This window comes from Leptothoe sp. PORK10 BA2, from assembly GCF_034932105.1.
Taxonomy (GTDB): domain Bacteria; phylum Cyanobacteriota; class Cyanobacteriia; order Phormidesmidales; family Phormidesmidaceae; genus Leptothoe.
The window spans coordinates 47,704-59,864 of record NZ_JAYGIG010000019.1 but is presented as its reverse complement, the minus strand read 5'-3'; the positions used below and the strand labels follow the sequence as shown (position 1 = coordinate 59,864).

The window sequence follows — 12,161 nt, the reverse complement described above, 5'->3', positions numbered from 1 at the left end:
CCTGGCAAGCGTTTACTCATTTTCGCATTCAGCATGAAACTGAACGCCTTTATCCACACCGAAACCTACTCGGTGCAGTCGATTGGCCCCTGTTTGCTTGAGTTAGAGCGCGAGACCGGTTACGCCCGTTCCCTTATAAATACCCCATACTCTATAGAAGTTTTAAAGGTTTTTCTGCCCTATACCTTCATATCCGCCAGTGCCCCACGGGCCATATTCGCAATCGCCTTATCTGTCGCCTTAGGCAGCTGATAATACTTACCTCCTGCAGTTTTTGCCAGTTCCTTACCAAATCCGGTAGAAACAAACTTCCGCTCAGTGTCAATAATCAACAACTGAAACCCCGTTATCCGAATCCGACTCGCAATATTCAGCAGTTCAGCTTTAATATCCGGCTTCTCATTCTCTTCCATGGGTTCCCCCAAAGAACGCGCCAACGGCACATTCCCCCGACCATCCGTAATCGCAATAATCACCACACTACCCACATCACCGGACTGTTTCGCATTAGTCCCCACCCGCACTGCCTGAGTCAACCCATGGGCTAAGGGCGACCCACCCCCACAGGGCATCGTCTCCAACCGACGCCGGGCCGATGTAATCGAACGGGTGGGTGGCAACAACACCTCCGCCTGTTCTCCCCGGAAGGGAATTAAGGCTACCTGATCCCGATTTTGGTAAGCATCTGTCAACAGACTCAGCACTGCCCCCTTGGCGGACTGCATCCGGTTCAGGGCCATGGACCCCGACGCATCTACTACAAAAATAATCAACGAACCCGCCTTGCGGGCCAGACGCTTGGCGCGAATGTCTCCTTGTTCCACAATGACCTTACGGTGGGGCTGCCGCTCCCGGCGAGCCTTTTGATAGGGAGCTGCCGCCCGCAATGTAGCATCAATGGCAATGCGACGCACCGGACCTTGGGGCAAAATCGGTTTAATATACCGACCCCGGTCTTCAGAGATTACCAGCGTTTTTTTGCCGGAGCTGCCCTGCTTACTCATGGATTCAGCAAACAACAGCAGCGATGGGTCCAGCACTACCCCTTCTGGATCAAATAAAAACTCTTCTGGAATACTCGGGGGAGATTCTTCTTGTTCTTCATCCTGCTCGTCGTCGTCATTGTCGTCTTCATCCTCATTCTCTTGGGACTCATCCTGGTCTTCCTCTTGCTGATTTTCCGGCGGTGGCGGCGGCGGTGGTTGATTTTCCTCCGGCGGCGGCTGATCTGGATTCAACGCTCGGGGAATGATCACAAGTTCCACAGCTCGGCGCAGGTCGTCGGCGTTAATGTCAGGCCGCCCTTCGAGGGCCGCACTGGCCTTGGCCACCCGCACAGCGAAGAGATCCGCTCGGTGCCCTTCCACCCCCCCGCGGATAGCCTCGGTGACCAGATACTGCACCTGTTCGGGGGTAATGACCACATCCTTTAGCCACTCGCGGGCCAAAATAATTTGGGTTTTAAGATTGTCGATTTCTTCGGTGTATTGGGTGATAAAGTCTCTAGGATTGTCTGCATAGCTGGTGGCTTGCCCCGTGGCCTCCACCCGCTCTTCCATGGTGAGGGCACGGTCGGCGGAAAGTGCGATCGCAATTCGGTCCAACAAATGTTGCCGTAGGGGCCCCTCTTCCGGGTTATAGGTAGCCACCAACAGAGACTTACAGGGATGCTGAAAACTAATGCCTTCCCGTTCGATCTGGTTGCGCCCTTCCGTCAGCGTACCGAGCAACAGGTTAGAAATCTGATCATCCAGGAGATTCACCTCATCCACATAGAGCACCCCCCGATTCGCCTCCGCCAGCAAACCCGGCTGAAAAACCGATTCCCCAGTTAGAATGGACTTAGCCACATCCACCGAACCCAACAGCCGATCTTCCGTCACCCCCAGAGGAATTTGGATAAAGGGAGAGGGAATCACTTTGGTGGGCAAATCGTCTGGAGTGTCAGTCTCTGAAAGATTGCCAAAGCGTTCTAGGGTGACATCATCCCAATCGCGCCGATTAGCGGGATCCGCATTGGCATAGGAGCCATCAATAATTTCAATGGGCGGTAGCAGCTGGTGTAACCCTCGGGCTAAGACCGACTTAGCCGTCCCGCGCCGACCAGCAATCACCACACCGCCTAAACCAGGGTCCACCGCCACCAGCAGTAGGGCCAATTTAATGGCATCCTGGCCGACGACAGCCATCAATGGAAATGTGGTGAGGGTATCGGCAAGGGCCTGCATCTTTTCACTTTGTTCAACGTAATAGTTACTCTATCACTGCGCTTCAGCAATCGTACCTAGGAAACTCCGCCACTTTTGGGGTGTTGGCCAGACGTTCAGCCTTTAGAATTTAAGCCTATGCCATTGCTGATTTAGGGAAGGAACCAGTTTGCTACCGTTGCCATCTATACGAGTATCCACCGGCATCAGACAGATTGATTTCGAAGCACCTCAGCCATGCCAGAATTACCAACCCTGTGAGTTCCCGATGCCTGTTGCTGCCTGTAAGCTGTTGACCCATAAGGGTCAGTACAGTACTTGTTATATTAAGGTGCCAGATGTTGATGCCAAACTGCCCGCCATTAAAGTAGATGGCCACTATTACAGCCTGTTTCGCCGGTTTGGCCATGGGGCAGCGACCATGAAGGCTTTGGGTAAGCTGGCCCAAAATGGTGATCAGCTGGCCTTAATTAAGCAGGAGAACGGCAGTTATACGATTTGGGCATGGGAAGCAGACGCCCAGGAGTTTAAACCGCCCAGAGATGCAGGACGGGCTTGGCCCACCCATGGTCCGGCCACCTGCTTAATGTTGGGGGATGCCCACCAGTACCACCAGTGTTATGTACAAGTGCCCGATCTGGCGCTGCCCATAGTGGCCATCCACTACACAGATCGATTTTATAGTGTCTATCAGCCTGCCCTAGACGAGACCGCAGCCCTGGAGTTGGCCGCCCAGCTGACTGGGCGCGGTAATGATTGTGCGATCGCATCCACCCCTAAGGGGTTTGCTGTTTGTCTATGGGAACCCGAAGCGATGCCCAAAGCCTCGAGCGAAGTTTCTAATTAGTCCATCCCCCGAGTAGCCAACCCCAAAAAAGGCAGGCCCAAAAAAGGCAGGCCCAAAAAAGGCAGGCCCAAAAAAGGCAGGAAGATTACCGGTAATCTTCCTGCCTTTTTTATCGGTGTATTTATATATTCTTAAATCGACATCCGTCCTGGCAAAATGGGTTGCTCCACCGCATCGCGGAAGCGCTGTACATCTTCACCAAAGTCGATGGGTAGCACGGCAACTACGTTCTCGTGGGGCCGAGGAATGATCACCCAAGTTTCCAGAACGCCACCATAGGTTCTTTCTGCCGCTTCAACCCCCGCAGCCATGGCCGCTTTAACTTCAGATACATCGCCCCGAATATTAATGCAGAAGCGGGCACTCCCAGCTCGAATGTAATTGACCAATGTGACTCGTCCTGCCTTGACCATCGCATCTGCGGCGGCTAGCACTGGGGGAAACCCCTTTGTCTCTAGCGATCCTACTGCCTCTGGCATTGCCATTCTCCTTTATTTCGAGCCTAGATTGGCTAATTTTTTTACAACTCCATCGTCTATTCTACGGGAGACCTGGGGGGTTGAATAGACACAGCAGATTGCATTTGCTGAACAAACGTTTCGACCTGTGTAAAGTAGTCCGGTCCCGCCGTCGTGGCGACATTGGTGTGCCCCGCTCCTGGTACCAGCCACAGCCGTTTTGGCGGTGGAGATAGGGCGTGGAGTTGCTCCGACATCATAGCCGCTGTAGTGTCATCTTCGAGACCATGAATATAGAAAACCGGCAGCGACAGCTGGGGGACCTTAGCTGCCGAGTCAAACCGCTGGGTCAAAATCCAGTTCACCGGCATCCATTCATACTGACCGGAAAATCTGACGGCATCGAGCATCGAGCTAAAGGTACTCTGGACAATTAGCCCAGCGGCAGGTCGCTGGGTCGCTAGCTCAATGGCAATGGCTCCCCCCAGGGAATGGCCAAATAACCACAGCTTTTGAGCCGAAATCTGGCGGATTTCTGTGAGATAGCGATGGGCTGCGATCGCATCTTCATACACCCGTTGCTCATTGGGAAACGGTCCAACACTCAGGCCATAGCCCCGATAGTCCACCAGCAGCACATTAAACCCCATGGTCTGATAACGATGGGCCAACCCCAGATTCGACCCAATATTTTCACCATTGCCATGGAGGTAAAGCAGGGTGAGCCCAGAAAGCTTGCCTGGCAACCCCGGTAGCCACCATCCGTGCAGTCCTTGATGGGGTGGCACCGCCGTACCATCCAAGCCAATCCATACCTCTTCATGAGCCAGCTGTTGGTCCGCCGGGGTCTCGGTAATTAGGTCTGTGGGTTTAAAGATCAGCTTGGTTTGATAACCATAAAGCACCCCGCAGAGCACACCATACAGAAGGCCTGCAGCAGAGGCTAACCCTAACAATCCCTTATAAAAAAGCATCGTAAAATATGGCAAGGCCTAGAGGGACCATTCATCTTCCAATGCTTGTAACTGCCACAGCCGGGTCTCCGTCACCGCCGCCAGACAGGCCTGTTCAGCCGAAGCCGATGACCGAGCCACTTCAAATGCACAGTGAGCATCTCGATAGTCTAACCACGTGAGCTGCACATCGGTCAGGGACTCCCCTTGGGCCTCTGTAGCCAGGGCCTGTACGGCCTGATACACCTGGTTGAGTTGAGCATCGGCGTCACCATAGCTACTATCAGGCTGAGTCGTTTGCCGGAGTTCTGCGATGCGATTGTCCGTTATCTGCTCCAGACAGCTAGCCTCTACCATAGGAGCAATGGAGCCCCCCTCAAAGCGATTGGCTTCAAAGTTACACTCGGCATCCCGAAAGACAATCCAGCGTTCTTCAGCAGTGGTCAACTGGGCTTTTACATCGGCATCTAGACCCTGCATCACCGTTTGATAGACCTGGTTTAGCTCCTTGTCCGAAATGCCATAATTTTCCGCTGCACATTGGTTCATCTCTAGCTGGTTAGCCATTTGCCCACAGTCCTTTTTAGCCAGGGCAACGGGGGAGGTACGAGGAGCGGCATTAGTGGCAGCCCCTGCAGGACTGGCAGGTGTGGCCTGGGAGGCATTGTTCTCCGGTGGGGCTGCCGTTGGCGCTGAGGCCTCAGCCGTTGGCGCTGGAACCCCATCAGTGGTGGCCGCTGGGGTCTCCACCGATTCTTCAGGCGCTGTCACCGGTTGCGATCGCCCACAGCCGAACAATCCCAGAATTAAAATTAAGGGGACTAAGGAGACTAATTGATTAGTTAGTTTACCCATGGTTTCACAACACCAGCTTGCACCCTTGGAGTTTAGCGCACTCACCGATCTAGCCTTTAAAAATCTAAAGATTAATCAGTGGTTCTGGCCTCTGGTTTAGCCAAACGCTATAGGTTGAAGAGGAGCCCGATAGTTTGCCTTGCTGCCTAGCCCCATGGTGGGAAAGCTACAGTTCTTAAGTTTATGCAAATCGCCGCCTATCTATATACAGACCCGCAGCTCGACCCACCAGTGGATGGCAATGTGTGGGGCTGGGAGGTGGATCGCATTTATCGGGATACGCCACTCACGGATATACCACTTAAAGAGACGCCGCACAAAGACCAGACCCTGGCCAAGCAGCGCCCCCAGCTGCAGGCACTATTAACTGAAACTACAGCACCTGACTACCTATTGGTGCGACGACTAGAGGAACTGGGGGATTCCTTAGCGGCGGTGGCCGAAAACCTCAGCACCTTAGAATCGGCGGGAACGGTAGTGATTGCCACAGAGCAGGCCTATCAAACCCCAGCTCCCGGCGAATCCCATGGGCAACTGCCAGTCATTTTGGCCCAGGTGCAGGCCGTTCATCGCCAACGCCGCATTCGCCAAGGACATGCGGCTAAACGCTTAAAGGCGCTGCCGCCACCGGGCAAAGCCCCCTATGGCTACCGCCGAGGGAAGCAAGGCTATGTGATTGATCGAACAACGGCTACGGTACTGAAAGCTTTTTTTGAACAGTTTTTACTCTATGGCTCCTTGCGGGGCGCTGTACGTCATATTGCTAAACAATATGGCAAAAAGGTCTCCGCCTCCACCGGGCGGCGGTGGCTCGAACATCCGATCTATCGGGGGCATACCCGCTACGGTGACGGCGGGACAATCCTCAATACCCACCGTCCCCTCTTAGAGGCGGACGAAGCGGCCCAAATCGATCGGTTGCTGCGGCGTAATCGTACCCTTCCCCCCACAACAGCCAGTGCCCCCCGGTCCTTGGCAGGTTTGGTCACCTGCCAACAATGCCAGGCCAAACTGACCGTCAGTCGGGTCAGCGCCCCCCGCCGAGCCCGCGACTATACCTACATGCGTGCCCCTAGCTGCCCAGCCCAGTGCAAAGCTCTATCCTATGAAGCACTGCTGGATCAAACCATTCAAGCTATTTGTACCGATCTCCCCCGGGCGGTAGCCCAGATCCCCCCCTCCGACCGCAATCCTAAAGGGGCGTTAGAGGCTGCGATCGCAACTAAACAATCCGTCCTTCAACAGCTACCCCAGCTAGTCACCCAGGGAATTTTGGACCAGACCACCGCCGACCTACGCACCTACGGTGTTCAGACAGAAATTGCCCAGCTCACGCAGCAACTGGCCCAACTACCACCAGTCAACCTAAAAGAACTCTCCCAGGCCGTGAGCATTCCTCAATTTTGGCAAGACCTCTCCGAACCAGAGCGCCGGTTCTTCTTTCGAGAGTTTATTCGGGACATCCAAATCGTTCGCCACGATAGCGACTGGACATTAAAGCTGATCTTCACCTTCTAACCAACCCGCAGCTAATGCCCCACCGCCTGAAATTAAGCCTTGGCTGCTTAGGGGCCATCAGCATCTTGGCGGATGCTCGATGCTGTTAAACAGTTCGCCTTGAAGACTCTCCGTAAAAACTCCTAGAACTTCCAACAACAACAATTGGTCTTTGTTCAGTTCTCCACAAAAGTCTCCATGAAAGCCATGAGAGCAGCCAATTCTTCACGGGCAACATCCGTATTTACCAGCATCTCATTGAGACTTTTGAGCATTAAATTTGACTTATCAAGGGTGAAAAACACGGATCCCCACAAAACAACAACAAAGGTCATGATGAACAAGTCAAACATTCGCGCTGCACTCGCTATCGCTGCCGTCATTAGCACCATGGGGGCAACCCCTAGTTATGCATTCACCCTTGCCAGAACATCGGCTATTTTTGATAACGCTCAGTTGTCTAATGGAAAAACGGTTGGCAAAGCGGCCACCAATAGCGACTTTGCCAACTATGAGCAGTCTGTTATTAACTACACTAACAATCACGACGGTAACTATGTAGAGTACATCGAGGTTAACGGAGTTTCTCAAGTTCGTTGGGGTGATGGAGTTTATAGCAACACCAACAAAAACTTTGAGGGTGGCGATAAGTTCAATTGGGATTATGGTTGGTATCAAACTGTTGATGGCAATACCAGCTACCAACAAGGTTGGCACAAAGACTACACTGCCAAAAAGAGCGGCCTTGGCTTTGATGGTATTGACAACCTAAACCTGACTGTTGGCCAAATATTTAATCTCGGCACCCTCAAGCATTACAACAACACTATTTGGGGAGATGGTCGCGATGCGAAAAAAACTGACTTTAGTCTTCTGCTAGATTTTGGCGACACAGGCATCGGGCAACAGAAATTTGACTTTGCCCTCAATATTGATGAAACCAATAACAGAGCCAGCAGCCATGCCGGTGGTGTTTGCCCTTACGAAACCACAGGTACCGGCTGCTCCGATAAAATCACTTGGGACTTTGCCCTCGATTCTGAAAGCAGCTTTGAATTTAAAGGGAAACAATACACCCTTGAGTTAGTCGGCTTTAATGACACTGCCAACTTTGATGATGGGGCGGTTACAGACTTCATCTCCCAGGAGAGTGGCACTAGTGAAGCCCACCTGTTTGCCCGTCTCGTTAAAGTAAGGAACGACGACGACACTGAGCAGATCCCCGAGCCTGGTTCCCTACTCGGATTAGGTGCCCTAGGCCTGCTGCTAAGCAAGGCGCGCCGTCAGCAAAAAGAAACTGTCACAGCTGACGTTTAAGACCACACCTTGGCTTGGATTTCTCTTTAATTTCCTCTAAAACAGGTTATATTCTCCAAACTGCAGCGGTTCACTATGCTTCAGTTTGGAGATTTTTTGTGATCACTATTCCCCTGAGACCCACTCGGTTGCCCCCCCAGCATTAATTTGCCATAGGCAGATCAAGGTTTTATGTCCATCCAAGGATCGAGCCATTACCATGAGATGTCAGTTCTACGCCCTTTATCCCCCCATGAGCGTTTTTGACAATATGGCCTTTAGCCTAGATCTGGGGTATCAACTTAAGCCGCAAAAGTTTTGCGTATGAGGGATTCGGCTGCTGTGCTTTAGATGACCTACGGGGCATCGGTAAATCATCGATATGTTCAAGCATCCTAGATCTGCAAGGGCTGTCCAAGGCTGACATTCGGCAGCGGGTGCAGCAGGCGGCCCAGCAACTAGGCACTGAATAAACTCCATAGCGAATTCACCTGTTTGATCGGTATCACGATCAAACGATTTAGACCGTCATTCATTACCCCGATAAAAACAATCCTGTAGAAGTGATCCTTACCTCTACATCGGGCCAACACCCACGCACCAAAGCTATTTTTTTGGCAACCGTAGTATATTAATTTTTGAGGTATCTAATCATTTCTAAACGGTGTAATCTGCTGCCGTTTTTCGTGGGTAGGACTACTAGGGTATAAAGCTATGTATCATTAATCTGGATTATTCTGTCCCGCCCCAATAAAGAGTCAGTGAACTGTGGTAGCCAATTTAGTCCTAAGATGTGAATATTAGTCAAGGTTAAGAACAGCGTCATCTGCTGCCAAATATCATGCCTCCTGATGGTCTTTCGATTGGCTATACCCAACCAACATTTGCCACCAGGCAAGGTGCTATTGAGCAGGCAGTGGAGCGTTTGATCCAGCATCCTCAGCACCTGCGGATCAAGAAACTCTTGTTTAGTGTGTGCTACGGGACATGGGAAAATGAGCCCACTACCCTGGATTCTGTTTCCATAGGGTCGTTGGTTACTATTTTATTAGGCCGCTACTCTACCCTGTCCCAATGTCGAGATAGTCTACATAGGAAAGCCAATAGCCTGAACCGGCGGAAAGTGTATAGTGCGATCGCAAACGTTACGTTGTACTATCTGCGAGACGTCTTTGACCCCCAAGTTCCGTTCTCGCCGTCCACCGATCAGCAGGCAGCTAACCTATCTGCATCGGTCCAGTCCCTGGCAAAATCAAAACTCTATCAGTCCGTTGTAGACGCCATCTCTACATCCAGCAATCTAGAGATGATTCAAACGTTTTTGGGCTACCTGGGCCAGGCACCGGGAACAATTGCCGATACTACTAGCACCGATTTGCTCAGTCTGGTGCAAAATGCCCACCGTCAGTCCCCGACTCCGCTAGAGCTCAAGCAACATCTGATGGCCATCCTCAAATATCAGACGTCCCCCATCCAGTCCCAAGGCGTCATGAAGGAAATCCTCAGGGCATTTCGACCGCTTTACATCTCTGCCAAGACGCCCCCGGTGGTCACCAGCCCCGATAGTCTCACCACCCTAGAGCAGGAACTAGCTCAAAAGTGTGATGTCCATCAAGTCAGGGTATTGCTCTATTCGATCCTCTATGGTCCCTATGCGGATAGTCCACTGCAACGGGAGATGCTGCGCATCAAGACCCTGCGGGATCTCCTGCAAGAAACCTTTGACTATTGTCCAACCTATGGCGATTTTGAAAGCAAGCTAACAATTTTAGCCCACTGTTTAGAGACTTCGGATGGCATCAACCGAGCCCTCAAGGTCATGCTGGTGTCCCTGTATGGCTACTACACTAAGGATAAGCGCAAATCTGACCGCAGCTCTGACCGACGGTAACTCCACGACTCCCCCTAGTTGGCCGATGGGCGTTGACCCAGCAGTTTTTCGCGCAGGTGCTTGATGCGATCGCGAAACTTGGCCGCTTCCTCAAAGTCCAGTTCCTTAGCCGCCGCTTTCATTTGTTTTTCCAACTGGCCAATAAATTCAGGAATGTCCTCTAGGGAAATATCGTCACTGTGCTCATAGACTGCCTCCAGTTCTTGGGCATTGAGACGGCGAGAGACCTCCAAAAACGAGAGAATGGCATTGCTATTACGGCGCACAATCGGTGTCGGGACAACGCCATTCTTTTCATTATGGGCATGTTGAATAGCCCGCCTGCGCTCAGTCTCATCAATGGCTCTGGCCATGCTGTCAGTCATATTGTCAGCATAGAGAATGGCCTTTCCCTCCACATGCCGCGCCGCCCGTCCCATGGTCTGAATCAAGGAACGCTCCGCCCGTAGGAAGCCTTCTTTATCCGCATCTAAAATCGCCACCAGGGAAACCTCCGGTAAATCCAATCCTTCCCTCAGCAGATTGACCCCCACCAGCACATCAAAATTACCGTTGCGCAAATCTTGAATAATCTCAATCCGCTCAATGGAGTGAATCTCCGAATGTAAGTAGCGGACTCTCACCCCATGTTCTTCAAAGTACTCAGTAAGGTCCTCCGCCATGCGCTTCGTCAGGGTGGTCACCAGGGTACGTTCATTGCGCTCCGCTCGATCTTTAATCTCTCCCAGCAGATCATCCACTTGCCCCGCAGTCGGCCGCACAAAAATCTCGGGGTCTAATACCCCGGTGGGTCGAATAATCTGCTCAACAATTTTACCCTCCGAGATTTCCAGCTCCCATTCCCCCGGTGTGGCAGAGGCAAAGATGCAGTTTTTCACCTTTTGCCAAAATTCTTCCGCTTTGAGGGGGCGATTGTCGGCGGCACTAGGTAACCGAAAGCCATGATCGATTAATACTTTTTTGCGGGCCTGGTCGCCGTTATACATCCCCCGCAGCTGGGGAATGGTGACGTGGGACTCATCAATTACCAATAACCAATCCTCAGGAAAGTAGTCCAGGAGACATTCGGGAGACTCCCCAGCCTGTCGCCCAGCCAAATGCCGAGAGTAGTTTTCCACACCGTTGCAGTAGCCTACCTCCCGCAACATTTCCAGGTCATATTTTGTGCGCTGCTCCAGCCGCTGAGCCTCAAGCAGTTTCCCCTCCTTCTCAAACAACTCCAACTGGTTACTCAATTCTTCTTGAATACCGTTGCAGGCTTCCTCCAGCTTGTCATCCGGGGTAACAAAGTGGCGAGCGGGGTAAATATTCAAGGCCTCCATGCTTTGGAGCGTGGCTCCGGTCACTGGGTCCACATAGCGAATGGCATCAACCTCATCCCCAAAGAACTCGACGCGGATAATGCGATCTTCATAGGCGGGGCCAATTTCTAGCACATCGCCTTTCACCCGAAATCGTCCCCGCCCGAGGTCAATGTCATTGCGGGTATACTGCACCGAAGCCAGGTCCCGCAGCACCTGACGCTGGTTGAGTTCCATCCCCACCCGCAACGGGATCGATGCCTTGAGATATTCTGTCGGAATCCCCAAACCATAGATACAGCTGATGGAGGCCACCACAATCACATCCCGCCGCTCAAACAGTGAGCGGGTGGCGGAGTGGCGCAGCATATCGATTTCTTCATTGATCGATGCCGTTTTGGCAATGTAGGTATCGGTGACTGGGATGTAAGCTTCCGGCTGGTAGTAGTCGTAATAGCTGATGAAGTACTCAACGGCGTTATCGGGAAAAAATTCCCGCAGCTCGTTACACAGCTGGGCCGCTAGGGTTTTGTTGTGGGCCAGCACCAGGGTGGGCCGCCCCACCTGATCGATCACCCGCGCCACCGTGTGGGTCTTGCCAGTGCCTGTGGCCCCCAACAATGTCTGGTATTGGCTACCTTGGGATAAATTTTTGAGTAGACTTTCAATGGCTTTGGGCTGGTCGCCCTTGGGTTCAAATGGGGCTTGAATATTGAAGTCTTTCATGGGGCAATCGGGCTAGAGCAGAGATTCGGATCGACCGATGGACCTAACGATCTTAAAAGTAATATCCAAAATCTGCACAGGAGTTTTCTAACCAGGTCTGCATTTAGCCACGGCTACTGCAACACACCAT

Annotated in this window: 9 protein-coding genes; 4 read left to right on the top strand and 5 right to left on the bottom strand. The window is 52.2% G+C overall.

Annotated features, from left to right (window positions below):
• Positions 1-179: 179 nt before the first annotated feature.
• On the bottom strand, positions 180-2,228 hold the full coding sequence (bchD, locus tag VB741_RS07585; RefSeq protein WP_323364557.1) for a magnesium chelatase ATPase subunit D: 2,049 nt from the start codon (positions 2,226-2,228) through the stop codon (positions 180-182).
• Between the two features lie 247 nt (positions 2,229-2,475).
• Here bchD and VB741_RS07580 point away from each other — a divergent pair, with 247 nt between their 5' ends.
• A complete protein-coding gene (locus VB741_RS07580) occupies positions 2,476-3,054 on the top strand; it encodes a hypothetical protein (protein WP_323364556.1) in 579 nt (192 codons plus the stop codon).
• Between the two features lie 131 nt (positions 3,055-3,185).
• Here the strand turns inward: VB741_RS07580 and VB741_RS07575 are convergent, their stop codons facing one another.
• The 3 genes from VB741_RS07575 to VB741_RS07565 are packed head-to-tail and all read right to left on the bottom strand — an operon-like array spanning position 3,186 to position 5,320.
• Positions 3,186-3,533 carry a carbon dioxide-concentrating mechanism protein CcmK gene (locus VB741_RS07575; protein WP_323364555.1) on the bottom strand — a complete coding sequence of 116 codons (348 nt, stop codon included), beginning with the start codon at positions 3,531-3,533 and terminating at the stop codon, positions 3,186-3,188.
• A 56-nt stretch (positions 3,534-3,589) separates the two neighbouring features.
• The gene (locus tag VB741_RS07570) at positions 3,590-4,486 is read right to left on the bottom strand and encodes an alpha/beta hydrolase (RefSeq protein WP_323364554.1); all 897 of its coding nucleotides are present in this window, start codon (positions 4,484-4,486) and stop codon (positions 3,590-3,592) included.
• A gap of 18 nt (positions 4,487-4,504) precedes the next feature.
• Positions 4,505-5,320 carry a lysozyme inhibitor LprI family protein gene (locus tag VB741_RS07565; RefSeq protein ID WP_323364553.1) on the bottom strand — a complete coding sequence of 272 codons (816 nt, stop codon included), beginning with the start codon at positions 5,318-5,320 and terminating at the stop codon, positions 4,505-4,507.
• Positions 5,321-5,503: 183 nt separating this feature from the next.
• On the opposite strand from VB741_RS07565, the gene VB741_RS07560 reads away from it, so the two are divergent.
• The 3 genes from VB741_RS07560 (at position 5,504) to VB741_RS07550 (ending at position 10,004) form a co-directional block, all read left to right on the top strand.
• Entirely contained in the window at positions 5,504-6,838 is a 1,335-nt protein-coding gene (locus VB741_RS07560; protein ID WP_323364552.1) for a recombinase family protein, read from the top strand.
• 144 nt (positions 6,839-6,982) lie between these two features.
• Positions 6,983-8,134, top strand: coding sequence for a choice-of-anchor K domain-containing protein (locus tag VB741_RS07555; RefSeq protein ID WP_323364551.1), 1,152 nt, complete (start codon positions 6,983-6,985; stop codon positions 8,132-8,134).
• An 820-nt stretch (positions 8,135-8,954) separates the two neighbouring features.
• A complete protein-coding gene (locus VB741_RS07550; protein ID WP_323364550.1) occupies positions 8,955-10,004 on the top strand; it encodes a hypothetical protein in 1,050 nt (349 codons plus the stop codon).
• 14 nt (positions 10,005-10,018) lie between these two features.
• On the opposite strand, the gene uvrB is transcribed toward VB741_RS07550, so the two are convergent.
• Positions 10,019-12,031 carry an excinuclease ABC subunit UvrB gene (uvrB, locus tag VB741_RS07545; protein WP_323364549.1) on the bottom strand — a complete coding sequence of 671 codons (2,013 nt, stop codon included), beginning with the start codon at positions 12,029-12,031 and terminating at the stop codon, positions 10,019-10,021.
• Between the last annotated feature and the right edge of the window lie 130 nt (positions 12,032-12,161).